This window comes from Agromyces sp. NPDC058136 (assembly GCF_042884375.1).
GTDB lineage: Bacteria > Actinomycetota > Actinomycetes > Actinomycetales > Microbacteriaceae > Agromyces.
This window is the reverse complement of the sequence record NZ_JBHVUA010000001.1, coordinates 1,089,947-1,111,521: the sequence shown is the minus strand read 5'-3', so window position 1 is coordinate 1,111,521 and position 21,575 is coordinate 1,089,947. Positions and strand designations below refer to the sequence as shown.

Below are 21,575 nucleotides of genomic sequence, written 5' to 3'. Positions count from 1 at the left end.
GCTCGAGCACGCGCCGAGGATCTGCGTCATGATCGGGGCATCCTCGCGTCTCTTCGTCGAGGGGCGCCACGGAGTGCGCTCCGACGGGAGTTTCGACCATGGGACGACGACGTGTCATACCGGTACCGCACCGGGAGTTCTTCCGCGGAGGCGGCGGTGTCGAGGAGACGATCGCGCTCGCGTGCACCTGCCCCCGCGCGCAGGATCACTGGTACGCCGAACCGCACCAGGGCGGGGGACGGGGCGCCGGCACCGACGTTCCGGCTGCCGATGACCCGGCCGCCGATGACTCGGCGGCCGGCGCTGCCGTCGGCGCGGGCGGCGGCGACGGGCCGCACGTCGGCTGAACCGAGGCGCCTCGAACTGGCCCCAGCACTGGGGGAGGAGGCCGCGATGGGACGGAGTTAGAGTAGCCCCGACGCCGCCCATCGCGAGGAGGCTACGATGACGACGAAGATGCGGCGCGTGCTGATCGCCGTCGTCGCGACAGCGCTGCTGATACTGGTGGTCGGCCTGGTCATCGATCGCTCGGTCGACTGGACGGCGCGAACTGCCGGCGCGTCATCGCCGGCGAGCGCGTCGGACTCGTCGGGCGAGGGCTCCGACGGCGAAGCATCGGCTGCGCCGGAGCCCGACGCCGGGGCCACCGATCCACCCGGCTCGTCGGGCGACGACGGACCGGGCAAGGAAGTGCTGGCGCCGCTGCCCACGCAGACGGGCCTGCCCAGCCCGATCGTCCATGTGCCGCTCGTGAGCGATCCGCTGCCCGTGCAGGCCTCCGCCGACGGCGCCCTCGTCGAGGGCTTCCCGGAGGCCGTCCCCGTCTTCGCCGGTTCCGAGATCGTCTCGAGTGCGGTCTCGCCGCACGACGGGCGACTGCAGGCCGCGTTCGAGGCGACGACCGACGCCGCCCCGCAGCCGGTCCTGGACTACTACACGAGCGAGTTCGGCAAGCTCGGACTCGGTTCGACGACTGCCCCGGCGGTCGGCGGATCGCGAGCGCTGGCCTTCGCGAACGGGGGCGACTCGATCGTCGTGACCGTGACCCCGGTGCCGGGAGGCACGCGCTACACGCTCTCCAGCACGCTGACCGCAGCCGAGGGGTAGTCAGGTGTACCTGTCGTTCGCCGGCCTGCGATCACGTTCGAAGCCCGGCGCCGAGGCGGCCGAGCCGGGTTCCGACGCGGCGAAGGCGAAGGGGGCCGCCGATTCGCTGCTGCCCGCGGTGCGGGCGACCTCTGCGCGCGTGTCGTCGGTCGTCATCGCGCTCGGCGTCGTGAGCATGCTCACCGACATCTCATCCGAGATGACCGCGGCGATCCTGCCGCTCTACATCACGGGCGTGCTCGGTCTCTCGACCGTGGCCTACGGCTTCATCGACGGCCTCTACCAGGGGGTGAGCGCCGTCGTACGCGTCGCCGCCGGCTACGCGGCAGACCGCGGCGATCGGCCGAAATGGGTCGCGTTCTTCGGATACGGCATCGCTGCGATCGCACGGGTGGGGCTGCTCTTCGCGAACGGATTCGCGTCGCTGACCGCGGTCATCGTCGTCGACCGGCTCGGCAAGGGCGTGCGGACCGCACCGCGCGACGCGCTCATCACCGCGTCCGCCGAGCCGTCGAACCTCGGTCGCTCGTTCGGCGTGCATCGGATGCTCGACACGATCGGTGCGGCGATCGGCCCGCTGCTCGCCGCGACCGTGCTCTGGATCATCCCGAACGGGTACTCGACGATCTTCATCATCTCGCTCGCGTTCGCCGTCCTCGGCGTGATCGTGCTCGGCATCCTCGTTCCCGACAAGCGGCCCCGGAGGGAGCGGGCGGCCGCCGTGGACGACTCCGCGAGGCCCTCGCCGTTCCGGTGGCGGCACCTCGCCGGCCCGCGACTGCGTCGCGTGCTCATCGTGGCCGGCCTGTTCGGCCTGATCACCGTGGGCGACGGCTTCATCTTCCTCGTGCTGCAGAGCCGCAGCCAGTTCGCCGCGGAGTGGTTCCCGCTGCTCTACGTCGGCACGAACATCGCCTTCATCGCGTTCGCCGTCCCGCTCGGGCGTCTCAGCGATCGCGTCGGCAGCGCGCGGGTGTTCGTCCTCGGCCACCTCGCGCTGCTCGCGACGTACGTCCTGGCCGCGATCCCCGATACGGGGGCGGCGGCGACGATCGGGTGCCTCGTGCTCCTCGGCCTGTTCTACGCGGCCACCGACGGCATCCTCGCGGCGCTCGCGGCGCGCGCGACGCCCCTCGAGGCGCGCGCCAGCGGGATCGCGTCGGCGCAGACGGTGGTCGCGGTCACCCGGCTCATCGCATCGACGGGATTCGGCCTGCTCTGGTTCGCGATCGGTCGCGTCGAGGCGCTCACGGTCGTCGCCGTGCTGCTGGCGATCGAGATCCCCGTCGCAGCCTGGATGCTGCTCGGCCGCCGGGGCTCGACGGCGGACTCTGAGCCTGCTTCCGTGGAGCGCGGGGCGTGAGCCTGCGTCTGAAGTGGGCGCTCGTCGTCGTCGCTGCCGTCGTACTGCTCGGCGGTTCGGCGGCGTACGGCGTCTCGGCGTTCCTCCGCCTCCAGGAAGGCGGGCCCGCGCAAGTGGCCGTCGAGCCGAGTCCGCTCGAGGGTCTCGAACCGGGCCGGATCGTCTTCCGCTCCACCGCGGCGGGCGACGGGTACGGTCTGGTCGGCGCGGTGCCGGTCGACGACCCGGGCGGACCGCGGGCGCTCGCCGACCTCGCCTGCGACCGGGTCGACGCCACGGCCGAGCTGCTCTCCTGCCTGCACACACGCCCCGGCGTCGTCACCGGGTTCGAGTGGCGGCTGTACGACGCGACGTTCGGGGAGGTATGGGGAACCCCGCTTCCGGGCCTGCCGAGCCGGACCCGCGTGTCGGACGGCACGGGCCTGGTCGCATCGACGACCTTCGTCGCCGGGCATTCGTACGCCGTGGCCGGCTTCTCGACCGCCACCGTGATCCGTGGCGCCGACGACACCGACCACGGCAACCTCGAGGACTTCGACTTCACCGTCAACGGCGAACCGGTGACGGCGGCGGACCGGAACTTCTGGGGCGTGACGTTCATCCCCGACACCGACGGGTTCTACGCCACCGCGGCCTCGGGCGGCCGGATCTGGCTCGTTCGCGGTGACCTCGGCGACCGCACGCTGGAGGCGATCCGGGACGATGTCGAGTGCCCGTCGCTGTCGCCCGACGGCACGCGGATCGCCTACAAGAAGACGGTTGCCGACACTTCGGAGGGCCGGTGGGCGATCGCCGTGCTCGATCTCGCGTCCGGAGAGGAAGTGGTGCTGTCGGAGAAGCGGAACGTCGACGACCAGGTCGAATGGCTCGACGACGAGCGCATCGTCTACGGGCTCCCGCGGGAGGGCGCCGAGGGCGACAGCGACGTCTGGTCGGTCGCAGCCGACGGGGCAGGCGAGCCCGAACTCGTCATCGAGCACGCCTGGTCGCCGTCGGTCGTTCGCTGACCCCGATCCGGGGCACGGGATGCGGAGGCGGCCACGCATCGCCCGCGCCCCGGTCGTTCAGCCGGTGAGCACGATGTCGACCCAGAAGTTGTGCGGTGCGACCGCGGCGGGATAGATCGCACCGCCGTACGTGTACGTCCCGCCGTCCGCGATGGTCGAGAGGGGGCCGACCTGGATCGGATCGTCGAGGGTTCCGACGTCGGCCGCGTAGCGGCCTCGCGTCGTCAGGAACGAGGCGCGGTACTCGGTGCCGGGGACCAGCTGCACCGGGCTGGCGAACAGGACGGTCTGCCATCCGGAGGCCGACTCCCCTGACGACGTCGCCGTCGCGACCGGCGCCGAGGTGTCGGCTCCCCAGAGGAAGACCTGATGCGTTGCGGCATCGCCGGAGACCTTGTAGAAGCGGATCCCGCTCACCGTGACGGCCGCGGATGAGCGGAAGCGGAGTCCGAGCTGCACCGTCCCCGCGTCGTCCCACGAGGTGTTCGTCGGCGTCGCGCTGCCGAAGAACACCGGACCGGCCTGGGCGGCCGCGGCCGTGACGAACGACCAGGTGCCGTTGTCGACGGCCGCGCCGCTGATCGTCACAGTGGCCTGATAGCTCGTCGCCGCCGCCAGCGCGCTCGCCGGCGTGAACGTGAGCGTCGAGGACTGGGCGTTCCACGAGGACGTGCCCTGCACCACCGCCCCCGCGGGACCCTTCAGGGCGAGCTGCGGTGTCGCGGCGATCTGGCCGGAGAGCACCGCCGTGACCGTCGTCCGCGGGTCCACGCCCGTCGCGTTCCCTGCGGGCGTCGTCGAGGTGACCGTTGCGGGAATCGGCTGGTCGACCGAGTTGCGGAAGACGACGTCCACGAAGTAGTTCGTCTGGTTCCAGCCGAACGAGGGGATCTGCCCGCCGGTTCCGTAGCGATAGCGGCCGTTCGTATCGGCGATCGCGGTGAGGGGACCGTTCGTCACGGCGCTCGTGAACACCCCCTGCGTGTACGAGTAGCGCCCCTTCGGCGCGAGGTACGAGACCACGTAGAGGCGGCCCGCGACGAGATCGACCGGTGTGGCGAACAACGTCTGCTGCCAGCCCGTCGTCGTCTCGTTCTGGAAGGTCGCCGACGCGAGCTTCTGGCCGGTCGTCGCATCCCAGAGGGAACCAACGTGCGTCCCGGTGTTGCCGGTTCCCTTGTAGAACCGGACACCCCGGGCCTTGCCGTTCGTCGAGGCCGTGAATGCCATTCCGAGCTCGATCGAGGCGGAGTCGCTCGCGGCCGCGACCGCCGGGGTCTGCCCGGTGAAGAGGGAGAACTCGCCGGTCGGCGCGGCCGCGGCGACGGTGAAGCTCCACTGCCGGTCGGCGAGGGTCCCCATCGACCCCTGCGACGCGACGTTCTTGGAGCTCACCGTCACCGTGGCGCCGGCCGGGAGCATGCCCGTGGGGTCGAACGTCAGCACCCTGCGGTCGGCGGAGAGGGAGAGCGATCCGGCCACCGCCGTGCCGCCCGCGGTGGCGCTCAGCGTCGCCCCGGCGGCGATCTCGCCGTTGAAGGTCACGGAGATGTTCGAGTCCGGCGCGACGTTGGTCGCGTTCTCGGGCGGCGAGGTCGCGGTGACCGCCAGACGCGGGCTGCCGCGGTCGAAGACGACATCGACGAGGTAGCTCGTCGTGGTGCGCGAGGCCGGGAAGTCACCGCTGTACGCGAAGGCGCCCGCGCTCGCCGGAATCGTCAGCGGACCCGCGTCGATCGGCTGGGCGAAGGCGCCGACCGTCGCCGAGTAGCGCCCGTTCGGTGCCCGGTACGAGATGACGTACTCCGTGCCCGCCTTCACGGCGACGGGATTGGCGAAGGTGAGCTTCTGCCAGCCGCTCGCCGATTCGTTCGTGAACGTGCCGCTCGTCAGCAGCGTGCCGGTCGAGGTCCACAACGAGCCAGTGTGCGTGCCGGTGTTGCCGGCGGCCTTGTAGAACGCCATGCCCGAGACGGTGCCGTCGATCACGGGCTTGAACGCCGTGCCCAGCACCAGGTTCGAGTTGTCGGGATCCTGCAGGATGCCCGGTGTCGTCGAGTCGGAGAACAGACGGCACGGGCACACCGCATCGGCCGGATCCGGACGCACGGTCCGGAACGTCCACGTGGCCCCCGAGGAGAGCGGCGTGCCCGTTGACGTGCTCGCGGTGAGACGCACCGTGTATTCGACGAAGTTCTGCAGCGGAGCCGAAGGGGTGAAGGTCAGCGTGCGGGTCGCCGCGTCGTACGCCGTCGCGCCGGCGACCGTGGCGCCCAGCTGGTCGGTGACCGCGGCCGAGTACGTCGTGACCGGTTTCGTGAAGGTCGCCGAGACGACGGTCGTCGTCGGCACGTCGGTCGCCCCTGGCGCGGGCCAGCGGGAAGTCGCGCTCAACGGGGAGACGTCGCCCGTCTCGAAGATGACGTCGACGAAGTAGTTGCTGTACTTCCACGAGCTCACCGGCATCTGGCCCGCCCCGCCGTAGACCCCTGCGGGCGTGACGCCGAAGCCGCCGGGAAGGGAGATCGGGTCGCGGGTCATCCCGCCGGCGGCGAACGCGTAGGCGTCGGCGGCATAGTGCCCCCTCGGCGCCCAGTACGACACCGTGTACGTGGTGTCGACGTCCACGGGGACGGGGTTCTCGAACCGCAGCTCCTGCCAGCCGCTCGCCGTCTCGCCCGTGAAGGTCCCGGTGGCCAGGAGCGTTCCGCCGGGCCCCCAGAGCGATCCGGTGTGGGTGCCCGTGTTGCCGGCGCTCTTGTAGAAGCGCACGCCAGACACTGCGCCGGCGACCGTCGGCGAGAACCGCATGCCGAGCTCCGTGGCGTCGGTTCCGCCCGAGTCTGCGAGCTTCGGCTTCTCGGCGCCGAATGCCGAGTACGGTCCGGATGTCTGCAGCGTTATCTGCGTGGCCTGCGCCGGGAAGTTGGCGCTGTCGTCGATGGCACGTGCGAGAACGGGCACCGCACCCATGCCGTGCGCCGTGAAGGTGTAGCTCCACGACGCGCGACCCGTGGCGGGTCGCCAGGTGGTGCCGCCGTCGGTCGAGACCTCGACGCCGGCGACGACGCCGCCCACGTCGGCGGCCGTGCCGGTGAGGGTGACGGTCTGCCCGTTCACGACCGGCGTGCCGGAGGAGGGCGAGGTGATCGCGAGCGTCGGCGGCGTGGCATCCGTGCTCGGCGTGGTCGCCGCCAATCCCGGCTGGAGGGTGGCGGGCAGCGCCCCCATGTCTGCGAGCAGGTTGACCTGGGCCTGTTGCATGCGGGAGTCGGCGGGCGCGCCGTTGCCGTCGTGCGTAGCGTCGAGACCCCATGCCCACTGGACGGTCCCGGCGGAGAAGACCAGGGCGCCGCTCGCGGCGCGGTAGAGCGTGAGGTGATGCTCGGTACGGCCCGGCGAAACGGTGTTGCCGAAGTCCTCCAGATACTCGGGCACATCGCCCACCGTCGTCGAGAGCCGGATGAGACCCGGCGGCCTGCGCCCGTTGTCGACGTCCTCGTTCGATTCGTACCCGACCGTGTGCGGCGCGAGCGCGGCCGAACCGTTCGCCGGCAGCGAGGCGAGCGAGGTGTTCCGCCACAGCCGGTTCTTTCCCTCCGCGGCGGAGACGGTGACCGCGAGATCGTCGTGGTTGACCATGTACATCGTGCCGATGAGCGAGTTCTCGGGCGAGTTCCCGCCTGCCGACGCGGGCGCGTACTCCGGGTCGCGCCAGGTGCCGGTCCACTCGGGGGACGGGTCGATCTTCTGGTACGACCAGGTCTCCTTGTAGCTGACGAGGGTGCGGTACGGCGTCGCCGACGGGTCGGCCGACTTCTCGTACCGCGTACGCCAGTAGATGTCGTTGCCGCCGAGGAACTGGATGTTGACGCCCGCATCGCGGGCCTTCTGGACGTTGGCGCGCTGCGCACCCGACCAGTACTCGTCGTGCCCGACCGAGAGGAAGATCTTGTGGTCCAGCAGCTCGGCCCCGTACCGGTCGGTGTCGACCCCGCTCGCATAGGTGGTGTCGTACCCGTTGCGTTCGAGGAACCTCACCATGGCGAACTCGGACGAGAAGTAGAAGTCGCGCCTCGTGATGCCGTCGCGGGTCACGATCGGGCGGTTGTAGCTGATCTTGTAGGCGCGGCCGTTCGCCCCGCCCGTGTAGAAGTCGGACCCGCCGTACGAGTTGTACGCCTGCCAGGTGGTGTCGGACGTCTGGAACAGGATCTTCGCCGTCGAGGCCGGGTTGCGCACGACGAACATGATGTGGCTCTGTCCGCCGGTGTCGGTTCGCGTGAGGTGGGCGAGGTAGACCCCGGAGACGGCGGTCGCCGGCACGTTCCACGAGGCTGAGACGCCCCAGTTGCCGCAGTCGACGAGTTCGGTCTTGACGTCCGTGATGCACTGGGGCTGACGCTGCGGAAGGGTCGCGCTCGGCGTGACGCTCGTGATCTTCCGGGCGCCGAGTCCCTGGTACCAGCCGGTGCGGTAGATGTCGATCGTGTAGTTGCGCGCGGTCGTGTCGATCTTGAAGTCGATCCGGTTGCCGACCGTCACGCTGATGTCGGTCGCGAACCCCTGGATCGACGAGTCGCCCGCTCCGTCGATGTCCCAGACCGACGGGTCGGTGCCCGGCAGCGCGTTCTCGCACACGATGGGATTGGCGCACTCGGCCGCGACGGCCTGTGTCGCGACGGTGACCCCGAGCGAGGCCAGAAGGACCGGCAGGATCGCCATGCTGACGAGGCGGCGGCGCGGATGCGGGTTCGGTCGGGGTGCAGGCGGGGCGGGGGTTCTCGTGATCACGGCTCGCGCCTCCTGTAATCCGGTTGCGAGCGATGCGGGTTGGCGGACGGTGTCACGCACATCCCATTCGCCTCTGTACTACTCCTCGGCGGCGATATCCTCTGCCCCCAGTTCGGATGGCACTCGAGGGGTGCTCGCGGCGGGCCGGCGGGGGTCGATGGGGGAGCATCCCCTGAACTGGGGCTGCAAACCTGAGGAATGCTCTGCGATTCTGATGCTCGCCGGCGACGTCTTTCCCGACCGTCGCCGGCATGGGCCACTACCCGGACCCGCGCCATCCTCGCCGCAGGGCCCACCCGAACGAGGAGTTGCCATGACTGTTTCCGTCGCTGTCATCGGTGCGGGGTACTGGGGGCCGAACCTCGCGAGGAACTTCGCCGGCAGTTCCGAGTGGAACCTCGCGGCGATCTGCGACCTCGATCTCGATCGGGCCGAGGCGCTCTCCGCCCGCTTCGGCGGAGTGCGCGTGGCGACGGACCTCGCGGACGTGCTCGCCGACCCGACGATCGACGCCGTCGCGATTGCCACCCCCGCGCGAACCCACCACGCCGTCGCGCTCCAGGCGATCGCCGCAGGCAAGCACGTCGTCGTCGAGAAGCCGATCGCGGACTCGAGCGAACGAGCGCACGAGATGGTCGATGCCGCGCATGCGGCCGGCGTCGTGCTGATGACCGACCACACCTACTGCTACACGCCCGCGGTGCGGAAGATCCGCGACCTGATCGCGGCAGGCGAGCTCGGCGACATCCTCTTCGTCGATTCGGTGCGCATCAACCTCGGACTCATCCAACCCGACGTCGACGTGTTCTGGGACCTCGCCCCGCACGACCTCTCGATCATCGACTTCGTGCTCCCCGGCGGCCTCCGCCCGATCGGCGTGGGCGCGCTCGGCGCCGACCCGCTCGGCGCCGGCAAGGCGTGCATCGGCTACCTCACCCTCCCGCTGCCGAGCGGTGCGATCGCCCACGCGCACGTCAACTGGCTGAGCCCGACGAAGGTCCGGCAGATGATCATCGGCGGCTCTCGCCGCACCCTCGTCTGGGACGACCTCAACCCGCAGCAGCGCATCAGCGTGTACGACCGAGGGGTGGACCTGCAGACCCAGGCCCTCGACAGCCTCGAGCGACGAGTCGCCACGGTCTCGTACCGGCTCGGCGACACGTGGGCGCCCGCCCTCTCCGAGCGCGAGGCACTCGACGCCATGGTGTCGGAGTTCGCAGCGGCGATCCTCGAAGGCCGCGAGGCGCACACCGACGGCGATGCCGGACTGCGGGTCCTCGCGGTGCTGGAGGCCGCGAGCCGGAGTCTCGCGCGAGGTGGCGACCTGAGCGTTCTCGAGACCGCCGAGCCCGAGCTCGCAGGCGGTGCGCGATGAGCGAGCTCACGGGCGCGGACGTCCTGGTGACCGGCGGCGCCGGCACGATCGGATCCACGCTCGTCGACCAGCTGCTCGACGCCGGTGTCGCGCACGTCGACGTGCTCGACAACCTCGTGCGCGGCCGGATGGGCAACCTCGAGAGCGCGCTCGCGTCCGGACGGGTGGACTTCGTCGACGGCGACATCCGCGATCGCGACCTCGTGCACGACCTCACCGTCGGCAAGCACCTCGTGTTCCACCAGGCGGCGATCCGGATCACGCAGTGCGCCGAAGAGCCGCGATTGGCGCTCGAGGTGCTCGTGGACGGGACCTTCAACGTCGTCGAGGCGGCCGCCGACCGGGGGGTCGACAAGCTCGTCGCCGCATCGAGCGCCTCGGTGTACGGGATGGCCGAGGAGTTCCCGACCGGTGAACGCCACCACCACCACAACAACGACACGCTCTACGGCGCCGCGAAGTCGTTCAACGAGGGTCTGATCCGCAGCTTCCGTGCCATGCGCGGCCTCGACTACGTGCTGCTGCGCTACTTCAACGTGTACGGGCCGCGCATGGACGTCCACGGCGCATACACCGAGGTGCTCGTGCGGTGGATGGAGCGCATCGCCGACGGCAGGCCGCCGCTCGTCTTCGGCGACGGCCGCCAGACGATGGACTTCGTCTGCGTACCCGACATCGCGCGTGCGAACGTGCTCGCTGCGCGGAGCGGGGTCGTCGAGGGCGTCTACAACATCGCGAGCGGGACCGAGACGAGCCTGCTCGAGCTCGCGGAGGCGCTCATCGACGTGATGGGCAGCGACCTGGGTGTCGAGCACGGCCCCGAGCGCGCCGTGAACGGCGTCGTACGCCGGCTCGCCGACACCGGCGCGGCGAAGCGCGACCTCGGGTTCGAGGCGACGATCGGGCTCGACGAGGGGCTTCGGGCCCTCGTCGACTGGTGGACGCCGCTGCGGGACGAGATCGCCGCCGAACGCACGGTGGGCGTGTCATGAACGCGGCCGGCGCCGCGGGCCTCACCCGGATCAACGTGATGCAGCCGTGGCTCGGCGCCGAGGAGGTGGCCGCGGTCACCGAGGTCATCGAGTCGGGGTGGGTCGCGCAGGGCCCGAAGGTCGGCGAGTTCGAACGGGCCTTCGCCGAGGCGATGCAGGCCGCCGAGGCCGTCGCCGTCTCGAGCTGCACCACGGCGCTGCACCTCGCGCTCGTCGTCGCGGGCATCGATGCGGGCGACGACGTCGTCGTGCCGAGCTTCTCGTTCATCGCCACCGCGAATGCCCCGAGCTACGTGGGCGCGCGTCCGGTCTTCGCCGATGTCGACGCCGTCGACGGCAACGTGACCGCCGACACGATCGCGGCGGCGCTCACCCCGGCGACCCGTGCCGTCATCGTCGTCGACCAGGGCGGCGTGCCGGTCGACCTCGACCCGATCCGGGCGCTGTGCGACCCGCGGGGAATCGTCGTCATCGAGGATGCCGCGTGCGGGGCCGGTTCCACGTATCGCGGCCGTCCCGTCGGGGCGGGCGCCGCCGTCGCGACCTGGTCGTTCCACCCCCGCAAGATCCTCACCACCGGCGAGGGCGGCATGCTGACCACCGACGACGCCGACTGGGCGGCGCGCGCCCGACGCCTGCGCGAGCATGCGATGAGCCTCTCGGCCGTCGAGCGGCACGCGAGCCTCGTCTCGCCCCCCGAGGAGTACGGCGAGGTCGGGTTCAACTACCGGATGACCGACCTCCAGGCGGCCGTGGGGCTCGTGCAGCTGGGCCGGCTCGCCGAAGTCGTCGACGTCCGTCGCGCGAACGCGGAGCGATACCGGGCGGGCCTCGCCGGCGTGCCCGGGATCCGTCTCGTCGCCGACCCGGAGTGGGGCACCGGCAACTTCCAGTCGCTCTGGCTCGAAGTCGGAGCGGAGTACCCGCTCGACCGCGAGCAGCTGCTGCTCGCGCTCGCCGAGGACGGCATCTCGGCGCGCCGCGGGATCATGGCCGCGCATCGCCAGCCCGCCTACTCGGGTCGCGACAGCGGCACAGTCCCGCTGCCGGTCACCGAACGGCTCACCGACGCAACCCTCATCCTGCCGCTCTTCCACCAGATGACCGGCGATGAGCTCGACCGCGTCGTACGCGTGATCCGCGAGTCCGGGGCGGGCTGACGTGTCCGTGCTGCTCGTCGGGGCGAGCGGGCTGGCGCGCGAGGTTCTCCCGCTTCTGCGCGAAGCCGGCCGGGAGGTGCTCGGCCTGCTCGACGACCGGCGCGGCGAGCTGCCGGGCGAGGTCGACGGGGTGCCCGTGCTCGGCGGCGTCGACGAGGTCGCACTCCACCCCGACGCCGACGTGCTCGTCTGCATCGGTGCGGGGCGGGTCCGGGCGGCGATCGTCGAGCGGATGTCGCGCGGCGGCGTCGTGCGCTACGCCTCGGTGCTCGACCCGACGGTCCGCAACCCCGGGGCGTGCCCCGTCGGCGAGGGGTCGATCCTGCTGGCCGGCGTGACGATCACGGCCGACGCCGTCATCGGTGCCCACGTCGTCGCGATGCCCGGGGCCACGATCACGCACGACTGCCGCATCGATGACTACGCGACGCTCGCCGCGGGCGTCGCGCTCGGTGGCGGCGTGCGCCTCGGCCGAGCGGCCTACCTGGGCATGAACGCCTCCGTCCGGCCGGGTGTCCTGGTCGGCGCAGGCGCGACGATCGGGATGGGGGCGGTCGTGCTCGAGGACGTCCCGGAGGGCGAGACCTGGGCAGGGGTGCCCGCGAGGCGACTCGGGGTGCGGACATGACCGTCGAGCTCGCGGTCCAGGTGCCCTTCCTCGACCTGGCCGCCCAGCAGGCCGAGATCGCCGACGAGGTGATGCCGGTGTGGCGCGCGCAGCTCGAGAGCGCCGAGTTCATCGGCGGTGCGGAGGTCGCAGCATTCGAGCGGGAGTTCGCCGCGTACATCGGGGTGCGGCACTGCGTCGGTGCGGGCAACGGCACCGACGCCGTCGAGCTCGCCCTGCGCGCGGTCGGCGTCCGCCCGGGCGACGAGGTGGTCCTCCCCGTCAACACGTTCATCGCGACGGCGGAGGCGGTCACCCGCATCGGCGCCGTACCCGTGTTCGTCGACGTCGACGACGACCACCTGCTCATCGACCCTGCGGCGGTCGCCGCGGCGGTGACGGACCGCACGCGCGCCGTCGTCCCGGTCCACCTCTACGGCCAGACCGCCCCGGTCGAGGGGCTCGTGCCGATCGCCGAGCGGCACGGGCTCCACCTCGTCGAGGATGCCGCGCAGTCGCAGGGGGCATCCTCGACGGCCGGTCGTGCGGGTGCGATGGGACGCATCGCCGCCACGAGCTTCTACCCGGGGAAGAACCTCGGCGCCGCCGGCGACGCGGGGGCCGTGCTGACCGACGACGCGGAGCTCGCCGAGCTGGTGCGCAGCACCGCCGCGCACGGCAGCTCCGTGAAGTACGTGCACGAACGGGCGGGGATCAACTCCCGGCTCGACGCGGTCCAGGCGACCGTGCTCCGCGCGAAGCTGCGCCGGCTCGACGGCTGGAACGCCGCGCGCCGCGCGATCGCCACCCGGTACGACGAGCTCCTCCTCGACCTGCCGGCGGTTCGCCCGCCGTCCGTGCGGGCGGGCAACGACGACGTCTGGCATCTGTACGTCGTCCGGGTCGACGAGCGCGACCGGGTGCTCGCGGAACTCGGCCGGCGGGGTGTGGGCGCGGGCATCCACTACCCGACGCCGCTCCACCTGAGCCCCGCCTACGCCGACCTGGGCTACCGGCCGGGGCAGTTCCCGGTCGCGGAGTCGGCGGCGCGTCGCATCCTCTCGCTGCCGATGTTCCCGCACCTGACGGAGCATCAGCAGCTGCATGTGGTCGAGTCGCTGCGCAGGAGCGTCTGAGATGCCCGCCGGCGCCCGGATCACGGTCGAGGAGCGGACATGAGGTTCCACCGGCCCGTTCCCGCGACGCGCACGGAGCGCGTCACGGTCGTGGTGCCGTGCTACCGCTACGGGAACTACCTCCCGACCGCCGTCGACTCGGTGCTGCAGCAGGAGGGCGTCGAGGTCGAGGTCATCATCATCGACGACGCCTCGGGCGACGGCAGCGCGGAGGTCGCGCGGGCGATCGCCGCGCGCGACGAGCGCGTGCGGGTGATCGAGCACACCGTGAACGCCGGACACATCGCGAGCTACAACGAGGGCCTCCGGCAGGCCACGGGCGACTACGTGGTGCTCCTCTCCGCCGACGACGCGCTCGTCGACGGTTCGCTTGAGCGTGCGGTCGGCCTCATGCAGCGCTTCCCCACGGTCGGCATGGTGTACGGGCATTCCGAGTGGTTCGTCGACGATCTGCCGCAGATCGACGGCCGGGCCCGGAGCTGGACCACCTGGAGCGGGCGGCGGTGGCTCGCTTCGATGTGCCGCCGGTCGGTCAATCCGGTGTACACCCCGGGCGTCGTGATGCGGCGCCAGGCCTGGGACGAGATCGGGCACTACGACGCGCGCGTCCCGCATGCCGCCGACATGCTGCTCTGGTACCAGACCGCCGCCCTGTGGGACATCGGGCGCGTGAACAACCGCGCCCAGGCGCTGTACCGCCGACACGGCGCCAACATGCACCTCACCCAGTTCTCCGGCATGCTCACCGACATGCGCGAGCAGCGCGAGGTGATCCGGATCGTCTTCGACGAGCCGCCCGGAGGCGTCCGGCTGCCGGAACACCTGCTCGTCTCCGGCTACCGGGCCCTCGCCAGGCGGGCCACGCGGCTGGCCCGCGCCGAGCTCAGGGAGACGGCCGATCCCGCTGCAGCCTCGGCCTACCTCGAGTTCGCGGCCGCGACGGTCGAAGGAGTCCCGCGGGCCGAGCCCGGGCGGACGTCGCGGCAGGTCGACCGATGGTTGGAGAGCCCGCACGCGGGGTTCGCGCGCCGGGTCGAGCGTCACCTCGAGTGGCGCGTCTGGCGTCGGTACGGAACGTGACGGGGCGGCCATGTCCACTTTGGAATCGCTCGGAGACGCGTCCCGCCGGATCGGGTCGAGGGCGGTCAAAGCCGTCGGCATCGTCCGCGAGGGCGGCACGCGTGCGCTCGCCCAGCGTGTGGTGCGACTGGCGTACCACCGGCTGGACGCGGGGATGCTCGCCGAACCGCTCCTCGCCGACGACATCGCGGACTCGACGCGGCTCGACCTTCGCGTGCCGGCGCAGCGGCCGCGCAGACCGGGTCCGCTCACGATCGGCTGGGTGCTGACCCCGCCGAGCGCGGGCTCGGGCGGTCACACGACCCTCTTCCGGATGGTCGAGGCCGTCGAGTCGGCGGGGCACCGCTGCGTGCTCTTCCTGTACGACCGCTACGGCGGGCAGGTGCGCGAGCACGAGCGAGTCATCCGCGAGTGGTGGCCGGGCATGCGTGCGCGCGTCGCCGACGCGCGTGAGGGCATTACAGGCGTGGATGCCGCGGTCGCGTCCTCGTGGGACACCGCCCACGTGCTCGCGCGCCGGGGCACCGAGCCGATGCGCCGGCTCTACTTCATCCAGGACTTCGAACCGTACTTCTACGCGCGCGGGTCGATGTACGCGTTGGCCGAGGACACCTACCGGTTCGGGTTCCGCACGATCGCCCTCGGCGACATGGTGGGAGACCTGCTCCGCTCGGAGGTGGGCCTGGAACCCGATGTGGTCGAGTTCGGATGCGACACCTCGGTGTACCGCGTGCTGCCCGGCGCCGAGCGCACCGGCGTGGTCCTCTACGCCCGCCCCGGAGTCCCGCGGCGCGGCTTCTGGCTGGCCCGGCTCGCGCTCGACCAGTTCCACGCACGTCATCCCGACGTCGACATCCACCTCTACGGCGCGGAGGTCGGCGGCCTGGCCTTCCCCGCGACCCAGCACGGCAGACTCACCCCCGAACAGCTCAACGAGCTCTACAACTCCTGCGTCGCGGGGATCGCGATGTCCTTCACCAACATCTCGCTCGTGGCCGAGGAGATGCTGGCCGCGGGGGTCGTCCCCGTCGTGAACGACTCCGTGCACTCGAGGGCCGACCTCCGGAACGGGCAGGTCGCCTGGGCGCCGCCGACGCCCGGCGGGATCGCGGACGCCTTGAGCGCCGTCGTGTCGCGTCCCGACCGTGCCGGCCTCGCAGCCGCGGCCTCCGCGTCGGTCAGGCCGTTCGGCTGGACGAGGACCGCTGCCGACGTCGTGGACCTCATCGAGGACGAGGTCTTCGGGGCGTCGGATGCTCCGGGCGGAGCGTGATCCCATGTCGGAACGAGCGACACCCGCGCGGGAGCCCGAGACGGGCTCGATCGGCCATCGGGCGGCGTCCGGGGTCCTCTGGCTCACGGTGCAGAAATGGGCGATCCGGATCTCGGGCTTCATCAGCATCGCGGTGCTCACCCGTCTGCTCAGCCCGGAGGACTTCGGCACGGTCGCCGCCGCGACGACGGTGCTGCCGTTCTTCTACCTGCTCTCCGACCTCGGGTTCGCCGCGTACATCGTGCAGGCCGACACCGTCGACCGGCGATTGCTGAGCACGGGCTTCTGGTTCTCGCTGATCGCGGGGCTGGGGCTCGCCGTCGTGGTCATCGCGGCGGCGCCGTTGTTCGGCCTGGTGTTCCAGTCGGCCGAGTTCGTGCCGGTGCTCCAGGTGCTCGCCCTGTCGGTGATCTTCAACGCCGTCGCGGCGGTGCCGATGGCGCTCCTCCGGCGCGACATGCGCTTCCGCGCGCTGGCCGCACAGGGCGGCATCGCCGCCGTCGCGGCGCAGGTCGTCGCCATCGTCATGAGCATCGCCGGTGCGGGCGTCTGGGCGCTCGTCGGTCAGACCCTGACCTCGGTGCTCCTCACCGCCGTGCTCGCCTGGGCCGCCGCGAGGTGGCGCCCGAGCTTCGCCTTCTCGCGGCGCGACTTCTCGTCGATGGCGCGGTTCGGCGGCAACGTGCTCGCGGTCGAGTCGGTCGCCCTCGGCCGCGCGTGGGCCGAGGCGGCGATCATCTCGTCAGCCCTCGGCATGGCCGCGCTCGGCTACCTCAGCATCGCCCAGCGACTCGTCCAGATCGTCCAGGACCTCACGGGTGCGGCGCTCGTACCCGTGTCGACGGTCACGTTCGCGAAGGTGCGCGGCGATTCCGAACGGCTCCGAAGCGCATACGTGCGCGCGTTGCGCGTCACGTACGCGGTGATGTCGCCGCCGCTCCTCCTCCTCGCCGTCGCCGCGCCCCTCATCATCCCGATCGTCTTCGGCGACGGCTGGGAGGAGAGCTGGGGGCTGACCCGCATCCTCGCGCTCGCCAGCATCCTCGTGGTCGGCGCGAATCTCGACAACGGCCTCTTCTACGGACTCGGCCGGCCCGGCCGCTGGTTCGCGTACGCGCTCGTCGTCGACGTGTGCACGGTGGCGGCGACGGCGGTCACCGCGCACTGGGGGCTGCAGGCGGTCGCCTACGGATTCCTCGTCGTCGCCGCCCTCGCCACGATCGGCCGGCTGTTCCTCGTCGCGAGGCTGCTCCGGACGAACGCGGGCTCCCTGGCGGGTCCGCTCGGATTCCTCACGGCCGCGGTCGTCGGGGCGGGGGTCGCCGGATGGCTCGTGCTCTCGGTGACGGCGGACCTCGCGCCGATCCTCAGGATCGTGCTCGTGGGCCTGGCGGTCCTCGCCGCGTACCTCGTCGTGATCCGGTTGCTCGCCCGTCAGGTCATCGATGAGATGACCGGTTACCTCGGCCGGTTCGCGTGGACCGACCGCTTCCGCACCCTCGTCCTTCGGAAGGAGCGATCATGACCAGAGCCCAAGGGACGGGTCCGCACGTGCTCATCATCGTCGAGAATCTGCCGGTGCCGCTCGATCGGCGCGTCTGGTCCGAATGCCGGGCGCTCATCGCCCGCGGCTATCGCGTGAGCGTGATCTGCCCGAAGGGGCCGGGCGATCCGGCCCGCCAGCTGATCGACGGGGTCCGGATCTACAAGTACGCGCCCGCGCCCGAGGCCGAGGGCCTGCTCGGGTTCGCGTGGGAGTTCGCGTACAGCTGGATGCGAACCGCCTGGCTGTCGCTCCGCGTGTGGCGCGACCGCCCGTTCGACCTGCTCCAGGCGTGCAACCCGCCCGACACCTATTGGCTGCTCGCACGACTGTGGCGGATCCGGGGGGTCAAGTTCGTCTTCGACCACCACGACCTCAATCCCGAACTCTTCGTCTCGAGGTTCGGCGTTCCGCGCGGCATCCTGAAGCGCCTGGAGCTCAGGGGCCTGCTCTGGCTCGAGCGACGCACGTTCCGGGCCGCGCATCGGGTCATCTCGACGAACGAGTCGTACAAGGCCATCGCGGTGCGGCGCGGCGGGCGCCGGCCCGACGAGGTGACGGTGGTGCGCAGCGGGCCCGACACCCGCGCGATGCGGCCGGTGTATCCCGAGCACCCGCGCCCCGTCGACGAGATCGACCTGGTGTATCTCGGGATCATGGGGCCGCAGGACGGCGTCGACCAGGTGCTGCTCGTCGTCGACGAACTCGTGCACCGCCGTGGCCGCCGCAACGTGACGGCGACGCTCATGGGGTTCGGCGACTGCCTCCGATCCCTGCAGGCGCAGGCGGCCGCGCTCGGGCTCGGCGACCACGTCACGTTCACGGGACGCGTGGACCGGGCGGAGATCGCCGATCGGCTGAGCGCGGCTGACATCGGCCTCTGCCCCGACCTCCGGACCCCGCTGAACAACCTGTCCACGATGAACAAGACGATGGAATACATGGCGTACGCGCTGCCCTCGGTCGCCTTCGACCTCACGGAGACGCGCGTCTCCGGCGGCGACGCGGTGCTGTACGTCCCCTCCGGCAGCATCACGGCGTTCGCCGACGCCGTCGAGCGCCTGATCGACGACCCCGGGCTCCGCGCCGAACTCGGCCGGAGGGCCAGGTCCCGCGTCGCGACCGTGCTGGACTGGCGCCCGCAGGCCGAGGCGTACGTGTCCGTGTACGACGGGCTCTCCGGGTTCTCGCGTCCCGGGCCGGCGGTCCCGCCGGACACGGCGCACGCCGAGCGCGACCCCGAGGGTCGCCGCTACGTCGACCTCGACGACGCCGCGGAGTTCGACCGCTTCCTCATCGAGCGCGGTGCGCGAGTGGAACGGAGCCGGCGATGAACCCCGCCCGGACGAACTTCCATCATCTGCTGAGCCAGGCGGCCGCGGCGACGCCCGGGTCCCCGGCGCTCACGTACCGCGAGGTGACGGTCGGCTACGCGGAGGCCTGGCGTCGGACGCTGGCCGCGGCGTCACAGCTGCGCGGGATCGGCCTCGAGCCCGGCGATCGGGTGGCCGTGTACCTCGAGAAGCGCATCGAGACGGTCGTCGCCTTCTTCGCGGCATCCGCTGCGGGTGGCGTGTTCGTGCCCGTCAACCACGTGCTGAAGGCGGCCCAGGTGGGGCACATCCTCATCGACAGCGGGGCGCGCGTGCTCGTCACGTCGGTCGACCGGCTCGGGCAGCTCTCGGAGGTGCTGCCGGGCACGCGTGTCGAACACGTGATCGTCGTCGGCGGAGCACCCCCGGCCGCGGTCGGCACGGCGTGGTCGGTCCACCGCTGGCCCGGCGACGGCGACGGCCTCGACCAAGCCGTGATCGACCCCGCGCCGGCCGCGATCGACCTCGACCCGGCGGCGATCCTCTACACCTCCGGCAGCACCGGCCGGCCCAAGGGCGTCGTGCTGAGCCACCGCAACCTCATCGCTGGCGCCGAGAGCGTGAGCACCTACCTGGGCAACACCGGCGACGACGTCATCCTCAGCGTGCTGCCGCTCAGCTTCGACGCGGGGCTCAGCCAGGTGACGACGGCGTTCGCGGTCGGAGCCCACTGCGTGCTCGTCAACTACCTGCTGCCGCGGGAGGTCCCGAAGCTCTGCGAGCGGTACGGCGTGACGGGTCTCACCTGCGTGCCGCCGCTGTGGCTGCAGTTGGCTGATGTCCCGTGGCCGGCCGCGGCGGCGGCGCGAGTGCGGTACTGGGCCAACACCGGCGGGCGGATGCCGCGTCCGACGCTCGATCGGCTGCGGGCGATCTTCGCCGGGGCCGATCCGTACCTGATGTACGGGCTCACCGAGGCCTTCCGGTCGACGTACCTCGACCCGTCGGAGGTCGACCGCCGGCCGGACTCGATCGGCAAGGCCGTGCCGAACGCCGAGGTGCTCGTGCTGCGCCCAGACGGCACGCGGTGCGTCGCGGGCGAGGAGGGAGAGCTCGTGCACCGCGGCGCCCTCGTGGCGCTCGGGTACTGGAACGATCCCGTCCGCACGGCCGAGCGCTTCCGCCCGGTCGTGCATCCCGACGAGCCGTGGCGTGCCCCGGAGCGAGCCGTCTGGTCGGGCGACACCGTCGTCGCCGACGAGGCGGGCTTCCTGTACTTCGTCGGGCGGCGGGACGAGATGATCAAGACCTCCGGGTACCGGGTCAGCCCGAGCGAGATCGAGGAGGCCGCGTACGGTACGGGCCTGGTGCGCGACGCCGTCGCGACCGGCGTCGAGGACCCGGCGCTCGGACAGCGGATCGTGCTCTCCGTCACGCCCGTCGAGCGGGAGCTCGACGTCGACGCACTCACCGCCGCGCTCCGTCTCGTCCTGCCGATGTACATGGTCCCGAGCCGGATCGACGTCCGCGACGAGTTGCCCCGCTCACCCAACGGCAAGTACGACCGTCGCGTGCTGGTGTCGGAGGTGTCGACATGAGGACGCAGGAGCACGTCGCCGCCTTCGGCACCGTCGACGGCGAACTCCGTGTGGGCGGCATGCCGCTCGGGCGGATCGCCGCGCGCGTGGGCTCGACGCCGTTCTTCGCCTACGACCGCGGCCTGCTCGATGCGCGCGTCGACCGGCTGCGGGCGGCGCTGCCCGATCGTGTCGAGCTCGGCTTCGCCATGAAGGCGAACCCGATGCCCGCCGTCGTGCAGCACCTCGCCAACCGGATCGACCGCATCGACGTGGCATCCGGGCTGGAGCTGCGGACCGCGCTCGACACCGCGATCGGAGCCGATCGCGTCAGCTTCGCGGGGCCCGGCAAGACGCCTGCGGAGATCCGCCAGGCGGTCGCAGCCGGCGTGATCGTGGAGGTCGAGTCGGCGACCGAGTTCCGGCGGGTGGTCGATGCCGGCGATGAGCTGGGGCTCACCCCGAGCACCGCGGTCCGGGTGAATCCGGACTTCGCGGTGCGAGGGTCGGGCATGCGGATGGGCGGTGGGCCGCAGCAGTTCGGCATCGACGCCGAACAGGTGCCCGGTGTGCTGCGCGAGTTCGCGGGGGCGGGGGTCGACGTGCTCGGCTTCCACGTGTTCGCCGGCTCGCAGAACCTCAACGCCGCGATCATCGCGGAGGCCCAGCGCCGCACGGTCGACCTCGTGAGCGGACTCGCCGACCATCTGCCGTCCCCCGTGCGCTACCTGAACCTCGGCGGAGGATTCGGCATTCCGTACGTCGAACGCGATGAACCGCTCGACCTGGAGGCCGTGGGCTCCGAACTCCACGAGCTGGTCGCCGGGCCGATCGCGGCGCGCATGCCCGAGGCCGTGCCCGTGATCGAGCTCGGCCGCTACCTCGTGGGCGAGTGCGGCGTCTACGTCGCGAGGGTGCTCGATCGCAAGGTCTCGCGCGGCACGACCTACCTCGTCGTCGACGGCGGCATGCACCACCAGCTGGCCGCGTCGGGCAACTTCGGCCAGGCGATCCGCCGCAATCATCCCCTCGCGGTCGGCAATCACGCCGACCTGCCCGCGGCCGAGCGTTCCACCGTCGTGGGATGCCTCTGCACGCCGCTCGACCTGCTCGGCGACCAGGTCGAGTTGCCGCCGGCCGACGTCGGCGACCTCATCGTGATCTTCCAGGCGGGCGCCTACGGGTTGACCGCCAGCCCCACCGCCTTCCTCGGACATCCCGCACCGGCGGAAGTCCTCGTCTGACAAG

16 protein-coding genes are annotated in these 21,575 nt (G+C 71.5%); 15 read left to right on the top strand and 1 reads right to left on the bottom strand.

The genetic code is table 11. The features are described 5' to 3' along the window. Positions 1 to 98: 98 nt before the first annotated feature. The 4 genes from ACFVTX_RS05265 to ACFVTX_RS05250 all read left to right on the top strand — a co-directional run bounded on the left by ACFVTX_RS05265 (position 99) and on the right by ACFVTX_RS05250 (position 3,477). A complete protein-coding gene (locus tag ACFVTX_RS05265) occupies positions 99 to 347 on the top strand; it encodes a hypothetical protein (RefSeq protein ID WP_386898504.1) in 249 nt (82 codons plus the stop codon). Positions 348 to 444: 97 nt separating this feature from the next. Beyond that, positions 445 to 1,107 (top strand): hypothetical protein, encoded by a 663-nt coding sequence (locus tag ACFVTX_RS05260; RefSeq protein ID WP_386898503.1) that lies wholly within the window; start codon positions 445 to 447, stop codon positions 1,105 to 1,107. A 4-nt stretch (positions 1,108 to 1,111) separates the two neighbouring features. Next, on the top strand, positions 1,112 to 2,470 hold the full coding sequence (locus ACFVTX_RS05255; RefSeq protein WP_386898502.1) for an MFS transporter: 1,359 nt from the start codon (positions 1,112 to 1,114) through the stop codon (positions 2,468 to 2,470). After that, positions 2,467 to 3,477 (top strand): TolB family protein, encoded by a 1,011-nt coding sequence (locus ACFVTX_RS05250; RefSeq protein ID WP_386898501.1) that lies wholly within the window; start codon positions 2,467 to 2,469, stop codon positions 3,475 to 3,477. The genes ACFVTX_RS05255 and ACFVTX_RS05250 overlap by 4 nt, the downstream gene beginning before the upstream one ends. A 57-nt stretch (positions 3,478 to 3,534) precedes the next feature. Here ACFVTX_RS05250 and ACFVTX_RS05245 read toward each other — a convergent pair whose 3' ends face one another. Next, entirely contained in the window at positions 3,535 to 8,271 is a 4,737-nt protein-coding gene (locus ACFVTX_RS05245) for a DUF4082 domain-containing protein (protein WP_386898500.1), read from the bottom strand. 313 nt (positions 8,272 to 8,584) lie between these two features. Between ACFVTX_RS05245 and ACFVTX_RS05240 the strand changes: the two genes are divergently transcribed. From ACFVTX_RS05240 to ACFVTX_RS05190, 11 genes are read left to right on the top strand one after another with little or no spacing between them, the layout of a single operon-like run. Continuing rightward, the gene (locus tag ACFVTX_RS05240) at positions 8,585 to 9,646 is read left to right on the top strand and encodes a Gfo/Idh/MocA family protein (RefSeq protein ID WP_386898499.1); all 1,062 of its coding nucleotides are present in this window, start codon (positions 8,585 to 8,587) and stop codon (positions 9,644 to 9,646) included. Continuing rightward, positions 9,643 to 10,638, top strand: a complete 996-nt coding sequence (locus tag ACFVTX_RS05235) for an NAD-dependent epimerase/dehydratase family protein (RefSeq protein ID WP_386898498.1) — start codon at positions 9,643 to 9,645, stop codon at positions 10,636 to 10,638. The genes ACFVTX_RS05240 and ACFVTX_RS05235 overlap by 4 nt, the downstream gene beginning before the upstream one ends. Then, a complete protein-coding gene (locus tag ACFVTX_RS05230) occupies positions 10,635 to 11,798 on the top strand; it encodes a DegT/DnrJ/EryC1/StrS family aminotransferase (RefSeq protein WP_386898497.1) in 1,164 nt (387 codons plus the stop codon). Before ACFVTX_RS05235 ends, ACFVTX_RS05230 begins: the two co-directional genes overlap by 4 nt. Position 11,799: 1 nt before the next feature. Then, positions 11,800 to 12,426: an acetyltransferase gene (locus ACFVTX_RS05225; RefSeq protein WP_386898496.1), complete on the top strand. Its 627-nt coding sequence runs from the start codon at positions 11,800 to 11,802 to the stop codon at positions 12,424 to 12,426. Beyond that, positions 12,423 to 13,541, top strand: a complete 1,119-nt coding sequence (locus ACFVTX_RS05220) for a DegT/DnrJ/EryC1/StrS family aminotransferase (protein WP_386898495.1) — start codon at positions 12,423 to 12,425, stop codon at positions 13,539 to 13,541. The genes ACFVTX_RS05225 and ACFVTX_RS05220 overlap by 4 nt, the downstream gene beginning before the upstream one ends. Positions 13,542 to 13,580: 39 nt before the next feature. Continuing rightward, positions 13,581 to 14,621, top strand: coding sequence for a glycosyltransferase family 2 protein (locus ACFVTX_RS05215; protein WP_386898494.1), 1,041 nt, complete (start codon positions 13,581 to 13,583; stop codon positions 14,619 to 14,621). A 10-nt stretch (positions 14,622 to 14,631) separates the two neighbouring features. Then, positions 14,632 to 15,894 (top strand): glycosyltransferase family 1 protein, encoded by a 1,263-nt coding sequence (locus tag ACFVTX_RS05210; protein ID WP_386898493.1) that lies wholly within the window; start codon positions 14,632 to 14,634, stop codon positions 15,892 to 15,894. 4 nt (positions 15,895 to 15,898) lie between these two features. Further along, the gene (locus tag ACFVTX_RS05205) at positions 15,899 to 17,419 is read left to right on the top strand and encodes a lipopolysaccharide biosynthesis protein (RefSeq protein WP_386898492.1); all 1,521 of its coding nucleotides are present in this window, start codon (positions 15,899 to 15,901) and stop codon (positions 17,417 to 17,419) included. Next, positions 17,416 to 18,771, top strand: coding sequence for a glycosyltransferase family 4 protein (locus tag ACFVTX_RS05200; RefSeq protein ID WP_386898491.1), 1,356 nt, complete (start codon positions 17,416 to 17,418; stop codon positions 18,769 to 18,771). The genes ACFVTX_RS05205 and ACFVTX_RS05200 overlap by 4 nt, the downstream gene beginning before the upstream one ends. Next, the gene (locus tag ACFVTX_RS05195) at positions 18,768 to 20,348 is read left to right on the top strand and encodes an acyl-CoA ligase (AMP-forming), exosortase A system-associated (RefSeq protein WP_386898490.1); all 1,581 of its coding nucleotides are present in this window, start codon (positions 18,768 to 18,770) and stop codon (positions 20,346 to 20,348) included. The genes ACFVTX_RS05200 and ACFVTX_RS05195 overlap by 4 nt, the downstream gene beginning before the upstream one ends. Continuing rightward, the gene (locus ACFVTX_RS05190; protein WP_386898489.1) at positions 20,345 to 21,571 is read left to right on the top strand and encodes a pyridoxal-dependent decarboxylase, exosortase A system-associated; all 1,227 of its coding nucleotides are present in this window, start codon (positions 20,345 to 20,347) and stop codon (positions 21,569 to 21,571) included. The genes ACFVTX_RS05195 and ACFVTX_RS05190 overlap by 4 nt, the downstream gene beginning before the upstream one ends. Positions 21,572 to 21,575 lie beyond the last annotated feature (4 nt).